Genomic DNA, 26,914 nt, shown 5'->3' with positions numbered 1-26,914 from the left:
CACGGTGACAGACCCGACCATCATCTACACCCACACTGACGAGGCGCCGGCGCTGGCGACGTACTCGTTCCTGCCGGTGATCCAGGCGTACGCCGGGCAGGCCGGGGTCGCCGTCGAGACCCGGGACATCTCGCTGGCGGGTCGGATCGTGGCGCTGTTCCCGGACTTCCTGACCGCCGAGCAGCAGATCCCGGACGCGCTGGCCGAGCTCGGCGAGCTGGCCAAGACGCCCGGGGCGAACATCATCAAGCTGCCGAACGTGTCGGCCTCGATCCCGCAGCTGAAGGCCGCGATCGCGGAGCTGCAGAGCCAGGGCTACGCGCTGCCGGACTACCCGGACGAGCCGAAGACCGACGCCGACAAGGACGTCCAGGCCCGCTACGACAAGGTCAAGGGTTCCGCGGTGAACCCGGTGCTGCGCGAGGGCAACTCCGACCGCCGCGCGCCCGCCTCGGTCAAGAACTACGCCAAGACGCACCCGCACCGGATGGGCGCCTGGACCGCCGACTCCAAGACCAACGTCGCGACGATGGGCGCCGACGACTTCCGCTCGACGGAGAAGTCGGTCGTGATCCCGGCCGACGGCACGCTGCGGATCGAGCTGGCCGGCGACGACGGGACCACGACGGTGCTGCGCGAGTCGGTCCCGGTGCTGGCCGGTGAGGTCGTCGACGCGTCGGTGATGCACGTCGCGCCGCTGCGCGAGTTCCTCACCGCGCAGGTCGCGAAGGCCAAGGCCGACGACGTGCTGTTCTCGGTGCACCTGAAGGCCACCATGATGAAGGTCTCCGACCCGATCGTGTTCGGCCACGTGGTGCGTGCCTTCTTCCCGAACACCTTCGCCCAGTACGGCGAGCAGCTGGCCGCCGCCGGCCTGACCCCGAACGACGGCCTCGGCGGCATCCTCAACGGCCTGGCCGGGCTCCCGCAGGGCGACGAGATCAAGGCGTCGTTCGACGCCGAGCTCGCGGCCGGCCCGGCGCTGGCGATGGTCGACTCCGACAAGGGCATCACCAACCTGCACGTCCCCTCGGACGTGATCGTGGACGCGTCGATGCCGGCGATGATCCGTACCTCGGGTCACATGTGGGGCCCGGACGGCCAGGAGCACGACACCCTCGCTGTACTGCCGGACAGCAGCTACGCCGGGATCTACCAGGTCGTGCTCGACGACTGCCGCGCCAACGGCGCCTTCGACCCGGCGACGATGGGCTCGGTCCCGAACGTCGGCCTGATGGCGCAGAAGGCCGAGGAGTACGGCAGCCACGACAAGACCTTCGAGATCGCCACCACCGGGACCGTCCGGCTGGTCGACGCCGACGGCAACGCCGTACTGGAGCAGACGGTGTCGGCCGGTGACATCTTCCGCGCCTGCCAGACCAAGGACGCGCCGATCCGCGACTGGGTCAAGCTGGCCGTCACCCGGGCCCGGGCGACCGGCGACCCGGCGGTGTTCTGGCTGGACGAGACCCGCGCCCACGACGCGCAGATCATTGCCAAGGTCAACGAGTACCTGGGCGAGCACGACACCGACGGCCTGGAGCTGAAGATCCTGGCCCCGGTGGACGCGATCAAGCTGTCGCTGGAGCGGATCCGCCGCGGCGAGAACACCATCTCGGTGACCGGGAACGTGCTGCGCGACTACCTGACCGACCTGTTCCCGATCCTCGAGCTCGGCACCAGCGCGAAGATGCTGTCGATCGTGCCGCTGATGGCCGGTGGCGGTCTGTTCGAGACCGGCGCGGGCGGTTCGGCGCCGAAGCACGTGCAGCAGTTCGCGAAGGAGAACTACCTGCGCTGGGACAGCCTGGGCGAGTTCTTCGCGCTGGCCGCGAGCTTCGAGCACCTGGCCCAGACCACCGGCAACGCCCGGGCGCAGATCCTGGCCGACACCCTGGACCGGGCGACCGCGACGTTCCTGAACGAGGACAAGTCGCCGACCCGCCGCGTCGGCGGCATCGACAACCGCGGCAGCCACTTCTACCTGTCGCTGTACTGGGCGCAGGAGCTGGCCAAGCAGACCGACGACGCGGAGCTGGCCAAGGCCTTCGCCGGCGTCGCCGAGACGCTGGCGGCCAACGAGCAGACCATCGTCGAGGAGCTGCTCGCGGTCCAGGGCAGCCCGGTCGAGCTGGGCGGCTACTACCAGCCGAACCCGGAGCTCGCCGCCGCCGCGATGCGGCCGTCGAAGACCTGGAACGACGCGCTCGCTTCGCTGTCCTGAGGCAAGCCGAAGGGGCGCTCACCCGCACAGGTGAGCGCCCCTTCGTCGTCCCGGCCGGTATCAGCCGCGCGCCAGCCTGCGGCGAGCCAGCTCGGCCAGCAGCGCAGCCCCCTCGGGTACGACGGAGTCGTCGAACGCCGCGTACGGCGAGTGGTTCGCGGGAGCGTTGTCCCAGTCGTCGGTGGCCGCCGCGCCGAGATGCAGGAACGCGCCCGGCACCTCGGCCAGCACGTAGGCCATGTCCTCGGCCGGCATCGTCGGGTGCGCGTACTCGTGAAAGCGCTCGGCTCCGAACAGGTCGACGACCGCGTCCCGGGCCAGCGCGAACTCCTCGGCGTCGTTGTTCACCACCGGGTAGCCGGGCGTGAAGGTCACCTCGGCGGTCAGTCCGTGCGCCGCGGCGACGTGCTCGGCCAGCTGCCGAGCCGCTCGTTCCACCTTCTCCATGGTCGCGGCCGAGAACGCCCGCACGGTGGCGTCCAGACTCGCTTCGGCCGGAATGATGTTCGACGTCGTCCCGGCGACCAGGCGCCCGACCGACACCACCACCGGGTCGAAGACGTCGAACTGCCGCGTCACCATCGTCTGCAAGCCCAGCACGATCTCCGCCGCCACCGGTACGGGGTCCTGGCCGCGGTGCGGCAGCGAGCCGTGCGTGCCGGCACCGAGAACCCGGATCTCCAACTGGCCGACCGCGGCCATCAGCGGCCCGGCCTTGCTGCGCCAGTGCCCGCGCGGCGTCTCGGTGGACTGCACGTGCAGCCCGTACGCCGCGACGACTCGCTGTCCGGCCGCGTCGAGCACACCCTCCTCGATCATCAGTCGCGCGCCGGCGTAGCCCTCTTCGCCCGGCTGGAACATGAAGACCACGTCCCCGGCGAGCTGGTCGCGCTGGGCGTGCAGAACCTTGGCAGCGCCCACCAGGATCGCGGTGTGCAGGTCGTGACCGCAGGCGTGCATCCGGCCCTGGTGCCGGGAGGCGTACGGGAGGTCGAGCCGCTCGGTCAGCGGAAGGGCATCCATGTCGCCACGGAGCAGGACCGCCGGGCCGTCGCCGGCACCGCGCAGGACCGCGGTGACCGAGCTCAGCTGGCCGCCCAGCGTGATCTCGAGGTCGAGATCACGCAGTGCCGCGAGGACGAGCGCCTGCGTGTTCGGCAGCTCCAGCCCCAGCTCCGGTGCCTGGTGCAGCGCCCGGCGCAGCTCGATCAGTTCGTTGCGGAATTGCTCAGCCAGCTCGGTGGTACTCACCCGTCAACGGTAACGGGGACGGGTGAGGTGTCCCGGACAGCTGAGCGGCAGGTCCGGCGAGTTCCTGCCGCATCAGCCACCTCGCGTTCGCCGTACTCAGTGCTCGTGCTGGTACTCGTGCACGGTCATTTCCTTCAGCTCGTGCGCCGGGGTCTTCACCTTGTTCTGCGACGCGCCGCCGCCGACGTCACCGCCGCCGAACTGGATGTTGGCCCAGTTGTTCTGGGTGGTCAGCGTGGTCCGGCTGTTGTCGCGGTTGATGTCGGCCGACGCGGTGTCGGCGGTGTCGCCGTCGCAGTTCCAGTCGATGCCGAGGTTGGCCGCGCCCGAGGTCCGGGTGGTGTTGTTCGGGCACTTCCACTTGGTCTTCCAGCTCGCCGCGGCGCTGCCGAGGCCGGTCGACTCCTTCAGGCTGGACTCGTTCAGCGACGGCGGCGCGAAGTTCGAGTAGCTGAACCAGGCCGGGCCGCTGGTCCGCGGCACACCGTCGAACTGGAAGTGGTAGTTCATCACGCTCAGGTAGTTCGGCTTGTAGTTCACGTGGTCGGTGCCGCCGTGCTTGAGGCCGAGGTCGTGCCCGAGCTCGTGGATGAAGGTGCCGACGTTCATGTTCTCGGTGACGGTCCACTGGCACTTCGGGCCCATCGTCACGATGAACGTGTCGTTCGGGATCGCGAACGCGTTGCCGCTGCTGCAGGTGTTGTCGTAGTCGTCGGCCCAGAGCATGTAGTGGAAGACGGCCTTGCGCGCGGAGGCGAAGTTCGTCGCCTTGATCGCGTCGGTCTGCGCCTCGGCGGGCTGAAGGTTGCTGTCGTAGGGCACCTGGTTGCCGCCGCCGAGGTCGTACGCCGTACCGCGCGCGGAGCCGGCGTCGAGGTGGATACGGATGCCGGTGCTGCCGTCGGGGTTGCTGACCGGCGCCGACGCGAAGGTCTGCACGATCCGGTCGAGGGCGGCGGTGCTCGCGAGCCGGCCCTCCATGTAGTCCATCTCGACGAACAGGTCCTTCTTGTTCGGCGTCGCGCCCATCGCGGGCAGGTTCACGTCGACGACGCCGTCGCCGTTGGCGTCGTAGCCGTTGGTCTCCCAGGCGTCGGGCAGGGAGTCACCGTCGGTGTCGGTGGCGGCCGGCGCCTTCACCTGCGGTACGGCGGCCGCGCCCTCGGGGGCGACGGCGGCGACAGCGCCACCGGCCGCGGCGGCGACCAGGGCGAACGAGCTCAGCGTGGCGAGCACGAGGGGGCGGGGGCGGAAGGTCATCGGTTCTCCTCGGTCCAGTCAGCGGCGGGAGCAGGCTCCCTCTCACGGGCCGCACGACAGTTGCTGGATACAACCTTCCGCAGCATGTATCCGATCGACCACTCAGCGCAATGGGGATAACCCGAATCTTTTCGTTTTCGCTACCGCTTGGTGTGCGGGTTGTCACCCGGCGTGAGCGGGGAGACCGCCCGTCGAGAGCCGCGCGAAGTTGGGCGAACCCGCAGTCCCCGGAGCGAGTGGGTAAAATCGGGCGCACGTACTGGGGGCGTCCAGAGACCGGCGCCTCGGCTCCCTGCTCACGCGTGGAGAGACGAGAATGACCGAACAGGCCGGCGCTTACGGCGAGCTGGCGATGAATCTGCACGATCGGGTCGGGGTCCTGGCCACGGTCGAGTCCGTGCTCGAGTTCGCGGTCGAGGTCCTGCCCTACGACCACGCGTCGGTGCTGCTGATGCACCGGCAACAGCCGCGAACCGTGGCCGCGACCGACGAGCTGGTCACGGCGGCTGATCAGCTGCAGGTCGAGATCGGCGAGGGGCCGAGCCTGCTGGCGATCAAGGATCACGAGGACGTTCTGGTCGAGGACACGATGACCGACAAACGGTGGCCGCGCTGGGCACCGACCGCGGCGGCGAACGGCATCCGCAGCGCGCTCGCGATCCGGCTGCACACCGCGCACTCCACGAGCGGCGTACTGAACCTGGTCTCGGCCTCGCCGTTCGTCTTCCGCGACGGCGACCGCGAGGCCGCCCGGCTGCTGGCGCTGCACGCGTCGATCGCGATCGCCTCTGCCCGGCTGGAGGTCTCGCTGCACGAGGCGATCGACTCCCGCAAGGAGGTCGGCCAGGCCGTCGGGCGGCTGATGGAGCGGTACCAGTTGGACCCGGTGCAGGCGTTCGGCGTCCTGAAGCGGTACTCGCAGGACCGCAACCAGCGGCTGAGCTCGGTCGCCCTGCACGTCGTCGAGCGGGGTGCACTGCCGGACTAGCGCCGGATGCTGCCGGAGTAGCGCGGGATCCTGCCGGACTAGCGCGGGGATGCTGCCGACTAGCGCGGGGATGCTGGCGACTAGCGCGGGATGCTGCCGGACTAGCTAGGTGGCCGGCACCAGCGCTCGCTTCCGGGCCGGCCACTGCACGACCAGCACCGCACCGAGCACGACCACGCCACCGAGAACCTGAGGCACGGTGAGGTTCTCGGCGAAGATCGTTGCCGCGAGCAACACCGTGACCACGGGTTCGAGCGTGGACAGGATCGACGCCGCCGACGGCCCGACCCGGGCCATCCCGGCGAAGAACGCGAGGATCGCGGCCACGGTGCTGATCACGGCGATCGCGACCAGCCAGAGCCAGCCGCTGGGCGCGAAGCCGAACTGCGGCCCGCCTCGTACGACGGACGCGAGCGCGAAGGTGCACGCCGCGCCGGTGCAGACGAGGGATGAGAGGGCGACAGGCGGAATCCCGGCACCGGCAGGCAGGCCGCCGTCGGCACCGGCCGGCAGGCCGCCGTCCGCGGCGCCCGGGGCCACGCCGGTCGGCCGGTCGCCACCTGCAGCGCCCACGCGGTCCCCGACCAGGATGTACACCATGTAGGCAACAGCCGCGCCGAAGCCCATCGCGGCGCCCAGCGGATCGAGTGTGCCCGTCGCCGCCCCGCCGAGCACCAGCGCTGTACCCACCGAGGCCAGCACGAGCGCGGCGATCCGGCGGCGCGACGCCCGCTCGCGGCCGAGCAGGATCGCGCCGACCGTCACCAGCGCCGGGTAGGCGTACAGGATCAGCGCAAGCAGCGAGGCGTCGATCCGGCCGAGCGCGCCGAAGAACAGCCCGGACTGCGTCGCGTACCCGATCCCGCCCATCGCGAGCCCGGCCACGAGCGACCGGCGCGGGACGCCGCGCAGCGCGCCCGTCGTACCGGCGACGACCAGCAGGAGCACGGCGGCGATCGCGAAGCGCACCAGCAGCAGGTCGCCGACACCGACGCCGGCGTCGTACGCGAGCTTGCCGAAGATCGCCATCGCGCCGAAGCAGGCGGCGGACAGGAGGCAGAGGAGAGGACCCACGCGACGATGCTGACAGCGTTCAACCGTTCAGGTCCATCTCACGTTTCTGCATGACACCGAGTAGATTTGCTGCACGATGCTGGATCTTCGCCGCCTTCGCCTGCTCCGCGAGCTGCACGCCCGCGGAACGATGCACGGCGCCGCCCGCGCGCTCGGCTACACGCCCAGCGCGATCTCCCAGCAGCTGGCGGTGCTCGAGCGTGAGGCCGGCGCCAAGCTGCTCGAACGGACCGGTCGTACCGTCCGGCTCACCGACGCCGGCCAGGCGCTGGTCCGGCACGCGGCGGTGCTGCTCGACGGCCTGGAGGCGGCCGAGGCCGAGGTCGCCGCGATCGCCGCGGGGCACCCGGCGGGCGTCGTCCGGGTGTCGGCGTTCCAGTCGGCGTTCCTGCAGATCGTCGCGCCCGCGGTCGCGACGCTCGGCGCCAGCCATCCCGGCATCCGTGTCGAGGTCACCGAGGCCGAGGTCGAGGAGTCGATCCCGGCCCTGCGGCTGCGCCAGCTCGACGCCGTCGTCGGCGACGAGTACGCCGGCCAACCACGCCCGGTGCACGCCGATCTGACCCGCGAGTCGCTGGTCCACGAGCAGGTTCGGCTCGTCCTGCCCGAGTCGCATCCCCAAGCAGGCAACGCGAAAGTCCGGATGGCCGACCTCGCCGGAGAACGCTGGGCCGCCTGCCAGCCCGGGACCGGGCACCGCAACATGCAGATCCGCGCGTGCCGCGATCTCGGCCATTTCGAGCCCGATCTGCGCTACGCCTCCGACGACTTCCTGATCCTGGTCGAGATGGTCCGTACGGCGGGCGCCTGCGCACTGCTGCCCGATCTCGTGCTCGGGTACGGCGTACCGGGGGTCGCTGTTCGGCCGCTTGCCGAGGGACCGATCGACCGCGAGGTCTTCCTGCTGACGCGCGCGACCCGGACACCGGCGGTGGAAGCCGTCGCCGCGGCCCTGCACGAGGCCGCGATGGCCTGACCTTCGCGCTGACAAACTGGCCCGCATGACGGATACGACGATGAGTGTCGGGGACGGCGACAAGGACCTCAGCGAGCGTCTCTCCGCGGGGCTGGACGAGGTCAACTTCCCAGCGACCGGGACCACCGCCGACGACCAGGGCGAGCTGTCGGTCAAGGTGGTCGACGACGCCGGCGAGCTCGTCGGCGGCCTGACCGCGTGGACGTGGGGCGGCCTGCTCGGGATCGAGATGCTCTGGGTCCGCGCGGACAGCCGCCAGGACGGCTGGGGCAGCAAGTTGCTGGTCGCCGCGGAGGAAGAGGCCCGGCGCCGCGGGTGCGACCGCGCGTGCGTCTCGTCGTTCACCTTCCAGGCGCCCGGGTTCTACGAGCGCCACGGTTACGTCGAGACCGGCCGCACCCGCGGGATCCCCGGCGGCGCCGAGGACGTGCACTTCTTCAAGCCGCTGACCTGATCCGGATCCGACGATTCCTGAACCGGCCGTGCTGGATCACCAGGCCAGGTAAAACCGAGATCCTATACGATCTAGTATTTTCCGAATTAATTCCCTACTCTCCTGTCGTCCGCCCACGACAGACAGGGGATCACTGTGCTCACAGTGGATCTTTCCCGCAGCCGCCGGCTCGTGCCGGCCCTGCTGGGGTTGGTACTTCTCGCCGCGACGCTCGGCGCACCCGGCGCCCAGGCCGATCCGACGACCGACCAGACGAACCTCGCCCTCGGCCGTACGGCGAGCCAGAGCTCGGAGTACGAGACCGCCGCTCCCGCTGCCCGCGCGGTCGACGGCAACCGCGACGGCGGGTTCTGGAACGGCTCGCTGACCCACACCGCCGAGCAGGACGAGGCCTGGTGGCAGGTCGACCTGGAGGCGCGCCGGCAGATCGGCGGCGTCGCGATCTACAACCGGACCGACTGCTGCGTCGCCCGCCTGGCCGACTTCTACGTGCTGGTCTCGAACAGCCCGTTCACCTCGAACTCGCTGGCGGAGACGCGGCGCCAGCCGGGTGTCACCGCGATCCACGTCGACCGGGTCGCGATGAAAGTAGAGGTCCCGGTCGGCCGGCAGGGCCGGTACGTCCGGATCCAGCTGGCCGGTCACAACCCGCTCGCGCTGGCCGAGGTCGAGGTCCGCAGCGCGGCGCCGGCCAAGCCGTCGCCGTACCGGAACCTGGCGCTCGCCGCGAAGACCTCGCAGTCGAGCGTCGCCGACGGTGGCGCGCCGACGCGCGCCCAGGACGGCAACACCAACGGCGCCTGGAGCGGCAGCTCGCTGAGCAACACGACGAGCGAGAAAACCCCTTGGTGGCAAGCCGATCTCGGGACGTCGAAGCGGCTCACCTCGGTGCGCGTCTTCAACCGGACCGACTGCTGCACCGACCGGCTCCGCGACTTCTACGTGCTCACCTCGGACCGGCCGTTCGCCTCGACGGACCTGCAGCGCACACTGCGGCAGCAGGGCGTGACCGCGACTCGCGTCCGCAACATCGGCGCCGACAAGAGCGTCGACCTGCGCGGGACCGCGCGGTACGTGCGGATCCAGTCGGCGCTGACCGGTTACCTGACGCTCGCCGAGGTGCAGATCTTCGGCACCGAGCCGCTGACCCAGCCGAACGTCGCCGAGCACATCCGGACCAACCAGTTCGGCATGTTCATCCACTACGGGCCCGGCACGTACACCAACGAGCAGTGGGCGACGCCCGGCACGTCGCCGAGCGTCTTCAACCCGACCGCGCTCGACACCGACCAGTGGGCCGCGGCGGCGAAGAGCGCCGGCATGTCGTACGGCGTACTGACGACCAAGCACCACGACGGGTTCGCGCTCTGGGACACCGCCTCGAACACCTACGACGTTGCCTCCAGCCCCTATCAGGGCGATGTCGTGCGGCAGTACGCCGACTCGTTCCGCAAGGCCGGGCTCGGCGTCGGGCTGTACTACTCGATCTGGGACCGGACCAACGGCGAGACGCCGGAGCTGGTGATCAACCAGCTGCGCGAGCTGCTCACGCAGTACGGGTTCGTGAACCAGCTCTGGTTCGACGCGTGGACCTACGTGCCCGGCTACCAGAAGATCCCGTTCGAGCAGGTGCGGGACTTCGTGCGGAACGTGTCGCCGGGGACGGTGATCGTGAACAACGACAAGAACGACACGATCGCGACCTCGGACGTGCTCGAGTACGAGGACGGGCGGCCGCCGGCCGGGATCGCCGAGCCGGTGCAGATGTCGGACATGATCAGCACCAGCAACTGGGACTGGTTCAACACCGACCAGTCGCTGCCGCCGCGGACCACTGAGGACATCGTGGCCGAGGAGACGTACCAGCGGGAGCACGGCTACCAGTACCTGCTGAACGTCGGCCCGGGCAAGGACGGGCGGATGGCGAAGGTCTACACCGACCGGCTGGCGGAGGTCGGGGCCGCGCTGCGTTGACACGGGACGACCTGATGGTCATGATCTATTACTGTCACAGATTATGACCATCAGGTCTCTCGTTCGAACGGAGTTCGTCGTGACCACACCGTCACTCGCCCCCACCCGGTTCCGGCTGGTGCCGATGCGGCCGCGCGACCCGGGCGAGCCCGGCCGGACCGCCTCCTCGCTGGAGCTGTTCTTCGACCTGGTCTTCGTGGTCGCGGTGAGCATCGCGGCCTCGGAGTTCCACCACACGCTCAGCGAGGGGCACGTCGTCGACGGGCTGCTCAACTACGGGCTGGTGTTCTTCAGCATCTGGTGGGCCTGGATGAACTTCACCTGGTTCGCCACATCGTTCGCCACCGACGACTGGCTGTACCGGGTGCTCACCTTCGTGCAGATGGGCGGCGTGCTCGTCCTCGCGGCCGGGATCGGCCCGGCGTTCGCCGAGGGCGACTACCACGTGATGGTCTTCAGCTACGTCGTGATGCGGATCGCGATGGTCGCCCAGTGGCTGCGCGCCTCCCGCAACCCGGATCCGCTGCGTACGACGACCCGGATCTACGCGGCCGGCATCGTCTTCACCCAGGTCTTCTGGCTGCTCCAGCTCACGCTCTCCGGGCCCGCCCACGCCGTTGCCCTGCTGGTGCTGATCGCCGCCGAACTGGCCATCCCGGTCGTCGCCGAGAAGGGCGGCGTCACCCCCTGGCACCCGCACCACATCACCGAGCGCTACGGCCTCTTCGCCCTGATCCTCCTCGGCGAGAGCCTGCTCGGCTCGGCCAACGCGATCATCGAGGCCCTGCACGACGACGTCGCCCTGGGCCCGCTGATCTCGGTCTCGGTCCTCACCCTGGTGGTCACCGCCGCGCTGTGGTGGATCTACTTCTGGCCCCCGCACCACAAGTCGATCACCACCTTCGCGAACTCGGTCCGCTACGGCTACGTCCACTACTTCGTCTTCGCCGCCGCCGGCGCCTTCTCGGCCGGCATCGAGGTCACCATCGACGCCCTCACCGGCCACACCGAACTCAGCAGCATCGCGGCCTCCTTCACGGTCACCGTCCCGATCGCCGTCTTCGTCCTCGGCATCTGGCTGATCGCCGTCCGCCGGTACGCCGACCGCGTGGTCAACACCGTGATCCCCGCGGCCGTCGTACTCGTCCTGCTGGACCCGATCCTCCCGATCCCCTTCGCCCTGACCGCCATCGTCCTGGCCTTGGTGATCACGGTGCTGGTCCTGCGTCCGGCGCAGGAACAGCACACCTGAGCAGGTAGCCGGCGGAGACTGCCCGCGGCCAGTCCATCCCCGCTCCCGCCTGTGGTTCCTGCTGCCGGGTTCCCCAGACAACCGGTCCGCCGCGCGGCAAGCAGTTGGCGCCAGGGCAGCGGCCGCGCGGAGTGGTGCCGGTGCGCGGCCGCTGGGCCTGGTCCTGCGCCCAGCGCAGGACCAGCACACCTGAGCGGCCACGGACTCCTCGTCGCCGGCGATGGATCCACGGACGGAGACCTCAGCCCGGAGACCACCGAGGTTGCCCCGGCACCAGCACAGCAGAGGCCACCCCCTCGGGTAGCTCCGCGGCCCGGCGGCAGAACGTCGGCCGGGCCCCGGCAACATCACCGCGAAGCGGCCGAAGCTGTCCAGGCGCCAACCGCGGGAGCTCGCCTTGGCCTGCGACAGCGGGTTGGCGCCAGGGCAGCGGCCGCGCGGAGTGGTGCCGGTGCGCGGCCGCTGGGCCTGGTGCTGTGTCCGGCTGAGTGAGCGCCGCCGCCCGCCTGCCCTTTCCTCGTTGAGTTTACAAGCGGGAGTGCTGGGCGGCGGCCCTTCGTCCACAGGGTCAGCTGGTCTTGGCGGCCCGGAGGATCAGGTCGGCGACCTCATCCGGGTGGGAGGCGAAGACCGCGTGGGAGGCGCCTTCGATGGAGACCACTTCGCCCTTGGCGCGGTCGGCCATGAAGTGGTGGGCGGCGGCCGGGATGTTGCGGTCGGCCTCGGCGATCAGGAAGAAGCTCTGGATCTCCGTCCAGGCCTGGTCGCCGGCGGCCGGCTCGTTCAGCGCCGCGGCGGTGATCGGGCGCTGGGTCGCCGCCATCAGGCGCGCCTGCTCCTCCGGGACGTCGGCGACGAACTGGTGGTGGTAGAGCTCCGGCGCGACGTACATGTCCTGGTTGCCGTCCGGCAGCGGGACCGGGCGCAGGGTCTCGCCGAGCGTGCTGCCGGGGAACATCCCGGACAGGCTCGCGCCGCTCTCGCCTTCCACCGGCGCGAACGCGGCGACGTACACGAGCGCGGACACGTTGCCGGCGCCCGCCGCGGCCTTGCTGATCACCATCCCGCCGTACGAGTGCCCGACCAGGACGACCGGGCCGTCGATCGTGTTGATCAGCGCCCGGACCTGCGCCGCGTCGTACGCGACCGAGCGCAGCGGGTTCGGGGCCGCGATCACGCGGTGCCCCTCGGACTGCAGCCGGTCGGCGACCGGTCCCCAGCCGCCGGACTCGGCGAACGCACCGTGCACCAGTACGACGGTCGGCTTGTTCCTGTCACCCATGGTGGTCCCTTCAGGACTTGATGAAGTCGAGGATCTCGGCGTTGATCACGTCGGCGTGCGTGGTCGGCATCCCGTGCGGGAAGCCCGGGAACGACTTCAGCGTCCCGTTCTGCAGCAGCTTGACGGTCAGCGGCGCCGAGTCGGCGTACGGAACGACCTGGTCGTCCTCGCCGTGCAGCACCAGCGTCGGCACGCTGATCTTCGGCAGGTCCTCGGTGAAGTCGGTCTCGGAGAACACCCCGATCCCCTCGTAGTGCGCGTTCGCGCCGCCCTCCATGCCCTGGCGCCACCAGTTGCGGACCAGCGCCTCGCGCTTCTCGACGCCGTCCCGGTTGAAGCCGTAGAAGGGGCCGGAGGCAACGGCCAGGTAGAACTCGGAGCGGTTCGCGGCGAGCTGGGCGCGGAAGTCGTCGAAGACGCTGATCGGCGTACCGCCCGGGTTGGCCTCGGTCTGCAGCATCAGCGGCGGGATCGCCGACATCAGCACCGCCTTGGCGACCCGCGACTCGCCGTGCCGGGCCAGGTAGCGGACGACCTCGCCGCCACCGGTCGAGTGACCGATGTGTACGGCGTCCTGCAGGTCCAGGTGCGCGGTCACCGCGGCCAGGTCGTCGGCGTAGTGGTCCATGTCGTGACCGGTCGCCACCTGCTCGGACCGGCCGTGGCCGCGGCGGTCGTGCGCGACGACCCGGTAGCCCTGGCTGACGAAGAACAGCATCTGGGTGTCCCAGTCGTCCGAGGACAGCGGCCAGCCGTGGCTGAAGACGAGCGGTTGGCCCGATCCCCAGTCCTTGTAGAAGATCTCGTTGCCGTCAGCACCGGTGATCATGGGCATGGTCTTTCTCCGTTCGGTTCGATCGGCGGTCACCGGCCAGGTCGGCGGGTGACCAGTCGCAGCGACTCGACTGCGATCGCTGCGATGAATGCGGTCATCAGGACGGCGAGCACGCCGGTCGCCACGCGCCGGCCGGGCATCGCCTCGATCTCCAGCCACTCCTCCGTCCACGCCACCGCGGCGGCGAAGGGGAAGGTGAAGGACCAGAACCCGAGCGAGAAATGCAGCCGGCGGTACCGCGGCAGCATCGCGACCTGCACCAGGACGAGCAGTACGCCGACGCCCGCGGTCGCCTCCGCGACCGCGTCGACGACCCGGCCGTTCAGCGCGAACCACGCGATCCCGGCGACCGCGGGCGGCGCGACCAGGATCGCGGTGGTCGGCAGCAGCGGGTCGGCCAGCGGCGCGTGGAAGGCGAGCCGCAGGACGAGGATCGCGGTCATGATGACGGTGAAGAAGATCCCGACGCCGAACAGCGCCCAGGCCAGGCCGCGGAAGCCGACACCGGCCGCGGAGCTGGCGCCGACCAACCCGGGGGCGACGGTCGGGAGCAGGTAGCCGGGGTGCATCGACTCGAAGTTGAGCTGGCCTTCGAACCAGGAGGCGAGGCGCCAAGCGGCGAAGACGGTCGAGACGAGCAGCGCGAGCAGGAAGAAGGCGCGCCCGGCGCCGAGCGAGTAGGTGGCGAGGTCGCCGGCGAGCAGCATCGCGGTCACCGGGGCGAGCGAGGCGAGTGATCCCTGCGCGGGGTGATGGAGCTGCTGGGCGAGCGAGGTCGAGCTCCGGGCACCTCGTACGGCGTGCGCGACGATCAGCCAGCACCAGGCGATCGCGGCGATCGCCCAGAACGCCTGGGGTACGGCGCGGGGCAGCCCGAGAGCAGGAGCCGCGTTCGTCCACACCTCGGCGAGCCCCGCCAAGCCGAACCCGATGGCGAAGGTGTTGAGCGGCAACCGCTCCGGACCGGCTCCGCCGGGGACGTGTCCCCGGGCCGGCCCACCCGCCTCCCTGTCTGCTTCGCGCCCGCCTGCTTCGCGCCCGCCCGCGTCATGCCTGCCTGCTTCGCGCCCGCCTTCCACCCGCCCGCCGCCGGGCCGATGGCCGCCCGGCTGATCAGCTCCCCCGTCGTCCTCGGCCGGGGTGGTCGCTGTGTGCGGGGTGGTCACTGGTCCTCCGTCGGTCGGTGCTCGAGCGAGAACCATGCTCGGCCGACCGGCCCCGATCAGGGCCCGTCAGATGACCTGTCCGGCGACGGTTCCGGATGACGGACCTGTTTGCGGTACTGCGACGGCAGCATCCCGAGCGCGGCCCGGAACGCCTGGCCGAACGCCGAGTCGGAGCGGTAGCCGACCTCCCGGGCGACCCGCGACACCGAGTGGTCCGAGTCCGCGAGCAGCTCGGCGGCCGCCATCATCCGGATCCCGGTCAGCAGCGCCGCGACCGTCGTACCGGTCCGGGCGTTGAAGCGGCGCAGGAACGTCGCCCGCGACATCGCGGCCTCGACCGCGAGCCGGTCGATCGTCCAGGCCTCGCCCGGCCGGTCGACGACGGCGCAGATCGCCTTGCCGAGGACGTCGTCGCCGATCGCCGTCCACAGCGCCGGGCTCTCCGGCGGCTGCCCGGACCGGCTGCGCAGCGCCATCGCGAGCAGCGCGTCGAGCAGCGACGACACGATCACCTCGGTACCGGGCCCGTCGTACGCCGCCTCGCCGCGGAGGATCTCGGCCAGCGCCTGCGCCGGCTGGTCGAGCGAGACGTGCACGACCCGCGGCATCAGCCGGAACAGCAGCGCCCCGGCGCCGTCGTCGACGCGGTAGTGCCCGCAGAACAGGTCGAGCTCGGGCTCGGCGTCCGCCGTACGCCGGACCCGGATCGACGGCCCGGCCGTCTCGGTGTACTCCAGGCAACGATCGGACTTCGTGGCGACCAAGTGCGCGTCGCCCTGCGGGAGCAGCAGCAGGTCACCGGCCTCCAGGTCGACCGAGAAGTCCGCGGAGCTGACCGTGCACGAGCCCGCGAGCACGAGGTGGAAGGGCACCAGCCCGGGCGCGGCCGGCCGGTGGTCGATCGCGAACCCGCCGGCGATCAGGCAGCGGACGTCGATCTCACCGCGCACCCGCGCCAGGCGGACCAGCCGGCTCACGCTGTCCACGAGCCGCCCCCGCCGAGCGCTCCCGCTGAACCGATCCCGTCGAGAATCGAACCGCTCGGGCGTGGCCGGGGTGCGCGCACCGGCGCGATGCTGTGCGCGTGGACGCGACCCCCTCCGAGCTGCGACACGATCCGTCCTTCCTGCTCCCGACCACCAAGGCCACGAGCTTAGTCACCTAAATGGACTATCCCAAACACCTGCCACCAGGCGCCGTGGACCAGGCGGAGCGGCTGATCGGCCGCGAGCACGACCTCGGCACGGTCCGGGCGTACTTCGATGATGCCGGAGTCCGCGGGGGCGCTCTGCTGGTGGTGGGTGAGGCCGGGGTCGGCAAGAGCGCGTTGCTAGACGAGTTCGCGGCCGGTACGCCGCACCGCGTGCTGCGCGCGGCCGGCGCCCAGTTCGAGGCCGAGTTCAGCTACTCGGCGCTCAACCAACTGCTCTTCCCGCTCGGCGACCAGCTCGAGTCGCTGAGTCCGGCCCACCGTACGGCGCTCCGCTGCGCGCTCGGTTTCGAGGTCGGTCCGGTCCCCGACCGGCTCGTCGTCTCCAACGCCGCGCTGCTCTGGCTGCGCGCCGTCGCGGCCGAGACACCGCTGGTCATCCTGCTCGACGACCTGCAGTGGGTCGACCGCGCCAGCGCCGAGGTGATCGCGTTCGTCGCCCGGCGCCTGGTCGGCAGCCCGATCGTCGTCCTGGCCGCCTGCCGGCCCGAGGAGCGCGGCTTCTTCCACAACGCCGGCCTGCCCGAGCTGGTGCTGCCACCGCTCACCGCACCGGCCGCCCGCGCGCTGGTCGACTTGCACTTCCCGGAGCTGGCTCCCGCCGTACGGCAGCGCCTGCTGGAGGAGGCGGCCGGCAACCCGCTGGCGCTGCTGGAGCTGCCGTCCGCACTCGACAGCGACCAGCGGGCCGACTTCACGACGCTGCCGGAGGTCCTGCCGCTGACCGAGCGGCTGCAGGTGATGTTCACCGCGCGGGTCCGCAACCTGCCCGAGCGCTGCCGGCTGATGATGCTGCTGGGCGCACTCGGCGGCGGCCTCGAGCTCACCCGCTTGGAGACGGCCTGCGGTGACGCCTGCGACCTCGACGACCTCGCCCCGGCGCAGGAGCAGCGGCTGGTCCAGCTGGGCCCGACCCGGCTGACCTTCCGGCACCCGCTGATCGGTGCGGCGGTCGTCGCCGCTGCCTCCGAACGCGACCGCCGCTGGGCCCACGGCCGGCTCGCCGGCGTCGCCCGTACGCCGGAACGCCGCGTCTGGCACCTGGCCGGCTCCGCCGCCGCTCCGGACCCCGAGATCGCCACCCAGCTCGACGAGGCCGCCCGCGCCCTGGTCCGCCAGGGCGACGTCATCGGCGCCATCGCCGCGCTGACCCGGGCCGCCGAGCTGAGCGCCGACCCGACCTGCTCCAGCAGCCGGCTCGCCCAGGCCGCGTACCTGGGCGCCGAGGCCGGCGGCGAGCTGGCCACCGCGACCAGGCTGCTCGACCACGCCCGGAAGTCCGGCGCCCTCGACGCGAACTCGTTGCCTGCGGCATCGGCTGCGGCGCACCTGCTGATCAACGCCGACGGCGACGTACCGACCGCGCACCGGCTGCTGGCGGGGGCGATCGCGGCCGGCGACCACGGCTTCGCCGCCGACGACACCGACCTGATCGAGGCGCTGCAGAACCTGCTCCTGATCAGCTGGTACGTCGGCACCGACCGCGCTTGGCAGACCTTCCACGCCCTGGTCGGCCGCCTGGTCCCGGAGCCGCCGCCGCTGCTGCGGGTGAACGCGACCGTGTTCGCCGATCCCGCCCGGGCGACCGGCGAGGACGTCGCCGTACTGGACGCGCTGATCGACACGGCCGACGACGAGGACCCGACCCGGCTGATCCGGATCGGCACCGCGGCCGTGTTCGCGGACCGGCTGCCCCGGCTCCGGCGGGCCGAACGCGAGTTCACCCGCTCGCGGCGGGACGGTAAGGGACCGGCCCAGCGGCACATCGGCGCGCTCCTGCACCTCGGGATCGACGGCTTCGTCAGCGGCCGCTGGACCGACGCCGCGGCGTACGCCGACGAGGGCATCACGGTCTGCGCCGAGCACCGGCTGCGGTTCTACGACTGGTACTTCCACTGGGTGCACGCGCTGGTCGCCGCCGGCCGCGGCGAGACCGAGGCCGTGCACCGGATGACCGACGAGCTCAACGGGCGAGCTGTCGCGCACCAGGCCGCGGGGATCACGTACTTCGCCGCGCAGGCGCGGGCGCTGTGCGACGTCGGCGCCGGCGACTACGAGTCGGCGTACCGGCACGCGGCGCGCGTCAGCAGGCCGGGCGAGCTGACCAGGTACCGCCCGACGGCGCTGTGGTCCGGGCTGGACCTGGTCGAGGCCGGGCTGCACAGCGGGCACCGCGCCGAGGCTGCTGCTCACGCTGAGGTCATGGGCTCGCTGGGCAGGCTGTCGCCACGCTTGGAGTTGCTGAGCCGCGCAGCGAGCGCGTTGACAGCTGATGACGAGCGGATGCGGGAGCTGTTCGAGCTGGCGCTGTCGGGGCCGGAGCTGGAGCAGTGGCCGTTCGACCTGGCCCGCGTGCGACTCGTGCACGGCGAACGTCTGCGGCGGCTGCGGGACACCAGCGCCGCCCGCGACCAGCTGACGCTGGCGTACGACGTACTGGCTGGGCTCGGTGCTGACCCGTGGCGGGACCGGGCGGCAGCCGAGCTGCGGGCGACCGGCATGACGCGGCACTCGGGCGCGGACGCGCAGGCGCCGCTGACCCCGCAGGAGCGCGAGATCGCCGAGCTGGCCAGCAGCGGGCTGACCAACAAGCAGATCGGGCAGCAGCTGTTCATCTCGCACCGGACGGTCGGCGACCACCTCTACAAGATCTTCCCCAAGCTCGGGATCACCTCCCGGGCGGCGCTGCGCGCCGCGCTCACGGCGTACGACCAAGCCCGGCCAGTCATCTGACAGATGTTGAACAGCACCGATCAGCGCGACGATGGCGGCATGAGCGCGGACATCCACTGGCCGCCCGGCTGGGGACCGGACTGCGCGGACAGTTTCGTGGACCACCAACGGGTGCTGGCCGCACCGATCCAGTTCGTCTTCGCGTGCCTGCTCGACGTCGAACGCTGGCCGGTCTGGCAGCTCGACGTCCAGGACGTCCAGCTCGTCGACGCTGTCGCCGTCGGCTGCCGCTTCGTGGTCTCCACCCACCGGCACACCCTCGACGGCATCGTCGGCGAGCTGGTCGCACCGCACCGCTTCGGCTGGGCCGCGGTCAGCGACGAGCTGAGCTTCTACCAGTCCTGGCTGCTGCTGGACGAGCCCGGCGGCGGGACCCGCGTCGTGCTCCAGGAATCCGCCCGGGGGCCGGCGGCGCTGCTGCGGCGTACGGACCGTTCGATCGTGACCCGGAGGCACCTCGACGCCTTGTAGGGTGCTGCCAACTCTGGACAGAGGAGGCAGTGGTGGACGGCGAACGCCGCGACGAGGGCACCGACCTGGGCGTGCTCGCCGGCCGGTTGCTGTTCTCGGTCCAGGGCGAGCTGTTCCGCCGCCTGCACCAGGCCGGCTTCGACGACATCGCACCTCGCCACGGCGCTGTCCTCGCTTATCTGCGTGCTGACGGCATCCGCGCGACTGAGCTGGCTCGGCGGTCGGGCCAGCACAAGCAGGTGGTCGGCAAGAACGTCGACGAGCTCGAGGCCCTCGGCTACGTCGAGCGCCGTCCCGACCCCGCCGACCGTCGCGCCAAGCTCGTCGTCCCGACCGCCCGCGGCCGCGCCGAGATGCAGACCGCCGACGCGATCATGGCCGAGATCGGCGAGCGGCACCGCGATGCGCTGGGCCCGCGGGAGTACGCCCGCTTCCTCGCCGCCTTTCGCAAGGTCGTCGCGAACCAGCGCGACCAGCGCTGAGTCGAGGCGCGCCCCGCCCGCGGCTCACCCTCGCCCCCGGTTCGCCCTCGCCCGCGGCTCACCTTCGCCGCCGGCTCACCCGAGGCGCTCCCGCACCTTCGGCGCGACCTCCTCACCGAACCTCCGCGCCTGCTCCCGCGCATCACCCTCGGGCCACAGCACGAACCCGTCAAACCCGTCCTCCGCGAACCGGCTCAGCACGTCCACCCAGTCCTGCACCCCGCCGCGGACCGGCGCGTCCCCGTGCACCTTCACACCTCTCGCGCCGTCGCCAGTGACCGTCCCCACCACCTGCGCGAACCGCCGGATCGCCTTGGGATCCCGCCCGGCCTCCACCGCCGCGCGATCGACGATTTGGTTGCCCTCGGCCCATTTCTCGTACGGCAGGTACGCCGGGATCGGCGCCGCCCACCCGTCCGCGACCTTCCCGGTCAGCGCCAGGCTCCGCTTGCCCTGCGATCCCAGCCAGATCTCCACCCCACCCGGCGCCGGCTCCTGCCCGGCCAGCCCGCGGACGCCGTACCAGTCCCCCGAGGCGGTGACCTTCCCCGGCCGCCACAACGCCCGCAGCAACGCGATCGCCTCCTCCTGCGCGGCCAACGCCTCCGCCGGCGTCTTCCGCTCGACCCCCATCGAGGTGATCGCGTCCCAGTACCCACCAGCGCCGAGCCCGAGCTGGAACCGCCCGCCCGACGCCAGGCTCAACGAGCTGGCCACCCGAGCCAGCTGCGCCGCCGGCCGCAACGGCAGGTTCGCCACATCGGGGAAGAACCCGATCCGCTCGGTGTGCGCGATCAGGTCCCCGATCACGACGAACGCGTCGAGATACTCCGCGACGTACGGATGGTCCTGCACCCCGATCAGGTCCAGCCCGGCGTCCTCCGCCGTCGCCGCGACCGCCCGAACCCGCGTGACGTCCACCGAGGGCTCCACCGCAACCCCGAACAGCACACCCATCACCCACTCCTTTGGTCACCAATCAAGATAGTCATGATTGATGACCAAATCAACCGGCCGCCCCGCGCAGGGACGGCCGGCCGATCCTCAGAACGGGAAGACGAACCAGTAGAACGTCGCCGACGCCGAGGCGCCGGAGCTGTCGGTGACCTTCACGGTCGGGCGGAAGTTGCCCTGGCCGGTCGGGGTCCCGGAGACGAGACCGGTGGACGGGTTGACGGACAGACCGCCCGGAAGCCCGGTCGCGGTGAACGTGTTGCCGCCGCGCCCTCCGGTCGCCGTGAGCTGCAGACTGGCCGGCTTGCCCTTGACCGAGGTCTGCGCGCCCGGTGTGGCCAGCTTCAGCGTGCTCGGACCGCCGCCACCGGTGACGGTCAGCCGGTACGTCGCCTGCCCGGTCATCGCGCCGCGAGTCGCGGTGACCGTGATCGCGTAGTCGCCGGCCGGCGTACCGGCGGTGGTGCTGACGGTGAGCTGCGAACTGCCGCCGAGCTCCACCGCGCTCGGGCTGAACGCGGCCGTCGCGCCGGTCGGCAGCCCGCTCGCGGCGAGCGTGATGTCACCGGCCGGCGGAGTGCCGCCGCCGATCTGCTCGTTGGCCCAGTCGCCCATCACGCCCCAGAGCTTCCCGTGCGCGTTGTACGACGCGCAGTCGGTGCGCAGCCAGGAGAAGACGCCGTACACCTTGCCGTTGTGGACGTACGGGCCACCGCTGTCGCCCTGGCACAGGTGCGGCCGGCCGGCGTCGCCGTACCCGTTGCAGAACATGTAGCGGTCGTCGAAGTGACCGGCGAACGCGTTGCAGTTCTGGCCATCGACGGTGGGCAGCACGGCCTCGTACAGCTTGGTGTTGCGCTGGGCGTCCTGCGCGTCGGACTTGCCGTAGCCGATCGCCGTGCCCATCGTCCCGAGCAGCAGGTTGTCGCTCGACCGCGCGACCGCCGGGTAGGCCATCCCGGCCGGGGTCGGGATGTCGGTCGTGGTGGTGATCACCGCGACGTCCCACCCGGTCCGCCAGCCGTCGTTCGCGTTGTAGTTGGGATGCGTGAGGTAGTCGGCGATCTCGATCCGGACGCCCTTGCTGGTGTCCGCGAGGTCGTCGCGGCCGTAGACCAGGTACTTCGGGTCACCCGCGGCGAACTTGCAGTGCGCGGCGATCAGAACCTTGCGCTTGGCAACGACCGTGCCGGTGCAGGACTGCTCGGTCGGGCGCGCGCCGCCGGTGCGGTGCTGGGAGATGATGTAGGGGTACTTGGCAACCGTCGTCTGCTGACCGCCGACGACCGCCGGACCCGCGAAGCCCGTGGCGGCCGACACCTTCACCGTCGTACTCACCGCGTTGCCGGCCTGGACCGATCCCGACGACGGGTCGGCGCTGACCACGAAGTCGCCGGTCGGCGGCGGGGTGTCCGCGTTCGGCACGTACAGCAGCCGGTTCGGCGTGCCCTGCCGGATTCCGGTCATCTTGCCGGTGGTCGCGTTGTCGACGATCCACTGCTTCACCTGCGCGGGCGTCGCGTTCGGCTGGTCGTGCAGACGCAACGCGACCGCGCCGGCGACGTGCGGCGCGGCCATCGACGTACCGGACAACTGGCCGTACGACGAGTCGGACGAGTTCACCGACGAGTTGATGTTGCTGCCCGGCGCGAACAGGTCGGTGCACGGGCCGTCGTTGGAGTCCGAGGCGCGACCGTCGGAGCTGGTCGCGTTCGCGGTCCGGATGCCGGTCTCGACGCGGCCACCGGGCCCGTAGTCGCAGGCGTTGCCGCCGTTGTTGCCGGTGATCAGCGCCCAGTGCACGCCGTTGGCGATCGCGCCCTTGATCGCGTCCACACCGATCGACGGGTTGTCGGCGTACACGCTGAGGTTGGCGACAGCCGGCTTCTTCGCGTTCTGGGCCAGCCAGTCGGCGGCCGCGACGATGTCGACGTCCTGGCCGCTGGACTGGCAGTTCAGGATGCGCACCGACCACAGGTTCGCCTTCTTCGCGACGCCGCGGGTCTTGCCGGCCGCGATCCCGGCGACGTGCGTGCCGTGGCTCTTCACCCGGTCGCAGTCCTCACCGTTGGTCGGCGGCTCGACGAAGTCCGCGGCGTACTTGGCCCGGCCCTCGAACTCCTGGTGGGAGTAGCGGATCCCGGTGTCGACGACGTAGATGTTGACGCCGGCACCGCCGTGCGCGGGGTAGGTGTACTTCTTGTCCAGCGGCTGGTTGCGCTGGTCGATCCGGTCCAGGCCCCAGTTCGGCGGGTTGTCCTGGGTGTCGGCCGCGTGCGCCGTACCGGACTGGACGACGGCTTCGACGGCCGGGTCAGCGGCCAGCCGACGGGCCTGCCGGTCGGACAGGTTCTTCAGCACGAACCCGTTCATCACCTTGGCGAACGTGTACTTCACGTCGCCGCCGTACCGGGCGGACAGGTCCGGGGCGAGCGCAGCGGAGCGGGTCGCGCCCGGCTTCAGCTTGACCAGGTAGACGCCGGCGACCGGCTGCTTCGCCGACCGGTCGACGACGCCTTCGGGCTCGGCGGCCTGGCCGGGCAGTGCGGTGGTCACCGTGACGGCGAGCGTGACGGCCAGCAGGACTGCGGATCTTCGCGAGAAGCGCATCAGTACTACCTCCTTGGGCGGGATGCCCCGGTGGGTCGCCGGGACAGCAGGAAGGTAGCCAGCGCGCGGCGGGCCCGGCCCGAAAACTGTTCGGTCGTCGTACGACTCGTTCGGGGCAGGTGTTCGCGCAGGTCAGAGGCCCTTGGTGTGAACAGATTTACGGGGTTTTGGGAGCCTTCACCACAGCCAGCGAACGCCGACCGTCCCCGATCTGACTTGCGGGACGACCAGGGACGTGGTCCCCGACCCGCCCAGCCACAGGTCGCCGACCAGCCGATCGGGGCCGTCGGCCCCGGTGCGTTCGTACCGGCGGATCCAGGCCGGCTGCCGGCCGAGGAACCGCAGCTGCAGAGTGTAGAGGCCGCCGGGCCGGGTGAAGTGCCGGTAGAAGTGATCGAGCGGCTGACTCACCGGCAGCCGCAGCTCGTAGTCGACGACCGTGTGCTCTCCCACCCGCAGCGGCCGGTCGAACAGGAACTCGGCGACGAACTGCCGCGTCGTCAGATCGCACCGCACCCGTCCCCGCCGCCCGAACGCCACCCCGACCAGCTCCGGCACGAGATCCTCCGGGTCCTCGAGCTCGTGGTAGACCACGCACCGATCGACGTCCTCGACCGCCGCCTCCGCGACCAGCCGAACCCGCTGCCGCCGGATCTCCTTGTCCTCGTCCACCACCAGCACGTCGTTCGTGCTCAGGTACGCCAGCCGCCCGTCCGGCGGCGCGTCCAGCTCCGTCAACAACGCCTCCGTCGACGGCCACAGCTTCCACCGGTCCAACGTCCCCGGCGGATGCCCCAACCACCGCCCCCGCGGCCGCCGCCCACCGAGCAACGCGACCAGCCCACACTCCGGCACCCCGAGGATCTCCTCCAACTTGCCCAGAGCAACCAACGAAGCCCCCCGCTCCGGCCGGCTCCGCCCCCGCCGCCAGTACGACAACGCCGTCGGACTCACCGAAACCCCCGCCACCTCCAGGCGCTCCGACAACTCCCGCAACGACAGCCCAGAAGCCGCGATCGCCACATCCAACGCCGCCTCGAACGGCCCCGACCGCAACAACCGCGCCAACTCCCGCCTGGCACCCACCACGACGCCTCCCGCAGTAGCCCTCCGCCGAGTCTGAAGGACAACCGCCACCGAGGGAACGGCTCAGCGCCACCGGTGACCGCGACGCGCCCATCTCACTCCAGCGGTCACCACAAGGTCGAGTAGTTGACGCAACAGACACTTCGGTCGCGGGTCGACACGGTGGTCACCGCCCGCTCCTGACGACCGCACGTCCACCGGACGTGGCTCGAACGTCCCGACGATGGCCGCCATGACAGAGCTCCTGCCATCGGCCGACCTGCCGTGGATCAGCCACCCGGTGCACTCGACCGCCGAATCCATTGCCTACATCAACCAGTTGCACCCGCATCAACCGCGGCGACATCGCCGCCTGGGCAGGCGACTGGATCACCTTCTACGGCGACTGGCGCCGCAACGGCGACCAGGTCCCCGGCGACGAGTCCACCCGCGCAGCCCTGTACGACGGCCCGCAGCCGCGCCTGGCGCTGTTCTTCGCCGACCGCTTCCGGGCGCCGGAACTGGCCACCGCGATCGCCCGCTCCGCGCTCACCGACGCCGGCGACCTGCTGATCGACGCCGGCCGCACGGGCCTGATCACCGACATCGCGGACGGCCCGGTGCTCGCCCCGGCGTTCCTGCGCGGCGACGCGCTGGAGCGCCTCACTCAGGGATTCACCGAGCGCCTGCTGGAACTGGTGGCCGAGGAGCGTGAGCTGATCGCCGCGCTCCCGGCGTACGTGTGAAAGTCCGGGGTCAGCGGACGACGGGGAGGTCGCCGGTGTTGTCGGCGTCGAGGGCGGCCGGGGAGTCCGGGGCCTTCGGGTGGTGCTCGGCCTCGTCGAGGGCGATCTCCTCGCGGAAGACCCACTTGCGGTAGGACCAGAACCGGAACAGCGTGCCCAGGCCCAGGCCGATCACGTTCGCGGAGATGTTGTCGGCGAGCGCGTTGTGCAGGTCCAGCACGTAGCGCGAGAAGCCGAGGCAGCCGGCCGAGATCAGCAGCCCGATGCCGTTCAGCACGAAGAACAGCACGTACTCGCGGTGCAGCCCGGTGCGCTCGCGGTGCCGCCAGGTCCAGTGCCGGTTGCCCAGGTACGTCGCGACGGTGGCGACGGTGACCGAGATGAACTTCGCCGTCACCGGCCGGTCGTGCAGCATCCCGTCACCGTGCGTCCCGAACACGACCAGCGGGTTGTTGAACACCAGCCAGTTGTAGATCGGCAGGTCGACGACCATGCCGAGCAGACCGACCAGCCCGAACTTGGCCACTTCGTGCACCAGGTGCTCGACCTGGCGGTACAGCGTGGTGAAGATCTTCAACGGACCAGTGGACTCTCTGTGAACGGGCGATCGCGGGGCACCTTTCACGGTACCCGGAGCAGGGGCCGACACGAAAATCGCCCGCGCGCCGCAGTGGCCGCCTCGCGCCGGGTGATGTAAGCGGGCCGGAGGGCAACGACTAGGCTCAGGCGGGTGAAGTTCGAGCGAAAAGACCTCCCGGTCGGGACTCCCGTGGTGGGCATGGTCGGCGGCGGGCAGCTGGCCCGGATGACGCAGGAGTCGGCGGTCGCGCTGGGCATCCAGCTCCGGGTGCTGGCCGAGGGCCCGGCCGTGTCGGCGGCGCAGGCGGTGGCCGACGCGCCGGTCGGCGACTACCGCGACCCGGCCACGGTCAAGGCGTTCGCCGCCGAGGCCGACGTGATCACCTTCGACCACGAGCACGTACCGACCGAGCTGCTGCGTGAGCTGGAGGCCGCGGGCGTCGCCGTCCGGCCCGGTCCGGACGCGCTCGTGCACGCTCAGGACAAGGCGGTGATGCGGCAGCGGCTGGACACCATCGACGCGCCCGCACCGGCGCACCAGGTGGTTGCCTCGCCCGCCGACGTCGAGGACTTCGCCAAGCGCGTCGGCGGCTTCCCGATCATCCTCAAGACCACCCGCGGCGGGTACGACGGCAAGGGCGTCTGGGTCGTCGACGGCCCGGACGCCGCCGCGGTGGCACAGGCGTTCTCCTCCGGCGTACCGATCCTGGCCGAGGAGAAGGTCGACTTCGTCCGCGAGCTGTCCGCGATCGTCGCCCGCAGCCCGCACGGCCAGGCGGTCGCCTACCCGGTCGTCGAGTCGGTCCAGAAGGACGGCATCTGCGTCGAGGTGACCGCGCCCGCGCCGGACCTCGACCCCGACCAGGCCGCCCAGGCCCAGCAGACCGCGCTGCGGATCGCCGGTGAGCTCGGCGTCGTCGGCATCCTCGCGGTCGAGATGTTCGAGGCCCGCGACGGGCGGCTGCTGGTCAACGAGCTCGCGATGCGCCCGCACAACACCGGCCACTGGTCGATCGAGGGCGCCGTCACCAGCCAGTTCGAGAACCACCTCCGCGCCGTGCTGGACCTGCCGCTGGGCTCCCCGGCCGCGCGGGCGCCGTACACGGTGATGGTGAACGTGCTCGGCGGCGACGTCGAGGACATGCACCTGGGGCTGCTGCACTGCATGGCCCGCGACCCCGGGCTGAAGGTGCACTTCTACGGCAAGTCCGTGAAACCGGGCCGCAAGGTCGGCCACGTCACGGCGTACGGCGACGACCTCGACGAGGTCCGCGAACGCGCGCGGCACGCCGCGGCGTACCTGACCGGCACGATCGACGAGTGAGGAA

General features: G+C 71.0%; 22 protein-coding genes. 11 read left to right on the top strand and 11 right to left on the bottom strand.

The window, feature by feature from the left end; translation table 11 throughout:
- Positions 1 to 4: 4 nt before the first annotated feature.
- Positions 5 to 2,224 carry an NADP-dependent isocitrate dehydrogenase gene (locus tag AB0M01_RS33680; protein ID WP_363676531.1) on the top strand — a complete coding sequence of 740 codons (2,220 nt, stop codon included), beginning with the start codon at positions 5 to 7 and terminating at the stop codon, positions 2,222 to 2,224.
- A 60-nt stretch (positions 2,225 to 2,284) separates the two neighbouring features.
- On the opposite strand, the gene AB0M01_RS33675 is transcribed toward AB0M01_RS33680, so the two are convergent.
- Positions 2,285 to 3,475: a M20 family metallopeptidase gene (locus AB0M01_RS33675; protein ID WP_363676530.1), complete on the bottom strand. Its 1,191-nt coding sequence runs from the start codon at positions 3,473 to 3,475 to the stop codon at positions 2,285 to 2,287.
- A 96-nt stretch (positions 3,476 to 3,571) separates the two neighbouring features.
- Positions 3,572 to 4,735 (bottom strand): hypothetical protein, encoded by a 1,164-nt coding sequence (locus AB0M01_RS33670; protein ID WP_363676529.1) that lies wholly within the window; start codon positions 4,733 to 4,735, stop codon positions 3,572 to 3,574.
- Between the two features lie 316 nt (positions 4,736 to 5,051).
- On the opposite strand from AB0M01_RS33670, the gene AB0M01_RS33665 reads away from it, so the two are divergent.
- Positions 5,052 to 5,723: a GAF and ANTAR domain-containing protein gene (locus AB0M01_RS33665; protein WP_363676528.1), complete on the top strand. Its 672-nt coding sequence runs from the start codon at positions 5,052 to 5,054 to the stop codon at positions 5,721 to 5,723.
- A gap of 105 nt (positions 5,724 to 5,828) precedes the next feature.
- On the opposite strand, the gene AB0M01_RS33660 is transcribed toward AB0M01_RS33665, so the two are convergent.
- Entirely contained in the window at positions 5,829 to 6,797 is a 969-nt protein-coding gene (locus AB0M01_RS33660) for a DMT family transporter (RefSeq protein ID WP_363676527.1), read from the bottom strand.
- Positions 6,798 to 6,873: 76 nt separating this feature from the next.
- On the opposite strand from AB0M01_RS33660, the gene AB0M01_RS33655 reads away from it, so the two are divergent.
- The 4 genes from AB0M01_RS33655 (at position 6,874) to AB0M01_RS33640 (ending at position 11,453) form a co-directional block, all read left to right on the top strand.
- Entirely contained in the window at positions 6,874 to 7,773 is a 900-nt protein-coding gene (locus AB0M01_RS33655) for a LysR family transcriptional regulator (RefSeq protein ID WP_363676526.1), read from the top strand.
- Between the two features lie 25 nt (positions 7,774 to 7,798).
- Positions 7,799 to 8,227: a GNAT family N-acetyltransferase gene (locus AB0M01_RS33650; RefSeq protein ID WP_363676525.1), complete on the top strand. Its 429-nt coding sequence runs from the start codon at positions 7,799 to 7,801 to the stop codon at positions 8,225 to 8,227.
- Between the two features lie 144 nt (positions 8,228 to 8,371).
- Positions 8,372 to 10,201, top strand: a complete 1,830-nt coding sequence (locus tag AB0M01_RS33645; protein ID WP_363676524.1) for an alpha-L-fucosidase — start codon at positions 8,372 to 8,374, stop codon at positions 10,199 to 10,201.
- 79 nt (positions 10,202 to 10,280) lie between these two features.
- Complete coding sequence (locus AB0M01_RS33640) at positions 10,281 to 11,453, top strand: low temperature requirement protein A (RefSeq protein WP_363676523.1); 1,173 nt, start codon at positions 10,281 to 10,283, stop codon at positions 11,451 to 11,453.
- Positions 11,454 to 12,021: 568 nt separating this feature from the next.
- On the opposite strand, the gene AB0M01_RS33635 is transcribed toward AB0M01_RS33640, so the two are convergent.
- Genes AB0M01_RS33635 through AB0M01_RS33620 form a run of 4 tightly spaced genes read right to left on the bottom strand, consistent with a single transcriptional unit; the run spans position 12,022 to position 15,722 of the window.
- Positions 12,022 to 12,735, bottom strand: a complete 714-nt coding sequence (locus AB0M01_RS33635; RefSeq protein ID WP_363676522.1) for an alpha/beta hydrolase — start codon at positions 12,733 to 12,735, stop codon at positions 12,022 to 12,024.
- 10 nt (positions 12,736 to 12,745) lie between these two features.
- Entirely contained in the window at positions 12,746 to 13,570 is an 825-nt protein-coding gene (locus AB0M01_RS33630) for an alpha/beta hydrolase (RefSeq protein ID WP_363676521.1), read from the bottom strand.
- 29 nt (positions 13,571 to 13,599) lie between these two features.
- Positions 13,600 to 14,736 carry a hypothetical protein gene (locus AB0M01_RS33625; RefSeq protein ID WP_363676520.1) on the bottom strand — a complete coding sequence of 379 codons (1,137 nt, stop codon included), beginning with the start codon at positions 14,734 to 14,736 and terminating at the stop codon, positions 13,600 to 13,602.
- Positions 14,737 to 14,792: 56 nt separating this feature from the next.
- On the bottom strand, positions 14,793 to 15,722 hold the full coding sequence (locus AB0M01_RS33620) for an AraC family transcriptional regulator (RefSeq protein WP_363676519.1): 930 nt from the start codon (positions 15,720 to 15,722) through the stop codon (positions 14,793 to 14,795).
- Positions 15,723 to 15,901: 179 nt separating this feature from the next.
- Between AB0M01_RS33620 and AB0M01_RS33615 the strand changes: the two genes are divergently transcribed.
- Genes AB0M01_RS33615 through AB0M01_RS33605 form a run of 3 tightly spaced genes read left to right on the top strand, consistent with a single transcriptional unit; the run spans position 15,902 to position 19,632 of the window.
- Positions 15,902 to 18,679 (top strand): AAA family ATPase, encoded by a 2,778-nt coding sequence (locus AB0M01_RS33615; protein WP_363676518.1) that lies wholly within the window; start codon positions 15,902 to 15,904, stop codon positions 18,677 to 18,679.
- 39 nt (positions 18,680 to 18,718) lie between these two features.
- Entirely contained in the window at positions 18,719 to 19,150 is a 432-nt protein-coding gene (locus AB0M01_RS33610) for an SRPBCC family protein (protein ID WP_363676517.1), read from the top strand.
- 32 nt (positions 19,151 to 19,182) lie between these two features.
- The gene (locus AB0M01_RS33605) at positions 19,183 to 19,632 is read left to right on the top strand and encodes a MarR family winged helix-turn-helix transcriptional regulator (RefSeq protein ID WP_363676516.1); all 450 of its coding nucleotides are present in this window, start codon (positions 19,183 to 19,185) and stop codon (positions 19,630 to 19,632) included.
- 75 nt (positions 19,633 to 19,707) lie between these two features.
- Here the strand turns inward: AB0M01_RS33605 and AB0M01_RS33600 are convergent, their stop codons facing one another.
- From AB0M01_RS33600 to AB0M01_RS33590, 3 genes are all read right to left on the bottom strand, one after another.
- Complete coding sequence (locus tag AB0M01_RS33600) at positions 19,708 to 20,589, bottom strand: LLM class flavin-dependent oxidoreductase (protein ID WP_363676515.1); 882 nt, start codon at positions 20,587 to 20,589, stop codon at positions 19,708 to 19,710.
- 87 nt (positions 20,590 to 20,676) lie between these two features.
- A complete protein-coding gene (locus AB0M01_RS33595; RefSeq protein WP_363676514.1) occupies positions 20,677 to 23,196 on the bottom strand; it encodes a S8 family serine peptidase in 2,520 nt (839 codons plus the stop codon).
- 177 nt (positions 23,197 to 23,373) lie between these two features.
- Entirely contained in the window at positions 23,374 to 24,282 is a 909-nt protein-coding gene (locus AB0M01_RS33590) for a helix-turn-helix transcriptional regulator (protein ID WP_363676513.1), read from the bottom strand.
- Positions 24,283 to 24,584: 302 nt separating this feature from the next.
- Between AB0M01_RS33590 and AB0M01_RS33585 the strand changes: the two genes are divergently transcribed.
- The gene (locus AB0M01_RS33585) at positions 24,585 to 25,007 is read left to right on the top strand and encodes a hypothetical protein (RefSeq protein WP_363676512.1); all 423 of its coding nucleotides are present in this window, start codon (positions 24,585 to 24,587) and stop codon (positions 25,005 to 25,007) included.
- 10 nt (positions 25,008 to 25,017) lie between these two features.
- Here the strand turns inward: AB0M01_RS33585 and AB0M01_RS33580 are convergent, their stop codons facing one another.
- Positions 25,018 to 25,584 (bottom strand): GtrA family protein, encoded by a 567-nt coding sequence (locus AB0M01_RS33580; RefSeq protein ID WP_363676511.1) that lies wholly within the window; start codon positions 25,582 to 25,584, stop codon positions 25,018 to 25,020.
- A gap of 153 nt (positions 25,585 to 25,737) precedes the next feature.
- On the opposite strand from AB0M01_RS33580, the gene AB0M01_RS33575 reads away from it, so the two are divergent.
- Positions 25,738 to 26,910, top strand: coding sequence for a 5-(carboxyamino)imidazole ribonucleotide synthase (locus AB0M01_RS33575; protein ID WP_363676510.1), 1,173 nt, complete (start codon positions 25,738 to 25,740; stop codon positions 26,908 to 26,910).
- Positions 26,911 to 26,914: the final 4 nt, after the last annotated feature.

It is taken from the genome of Kribbella sp. NPDC051770, from assembly GCF_040681455.1.
GTDB lineage: Bacteria > Actinomycetota > Actinomycetes > Propionibacteriales > Kribbellaceae > Kribbella.
This window is presented reverse-complemented; position numbering and strand designations above follow the sequence as displayed.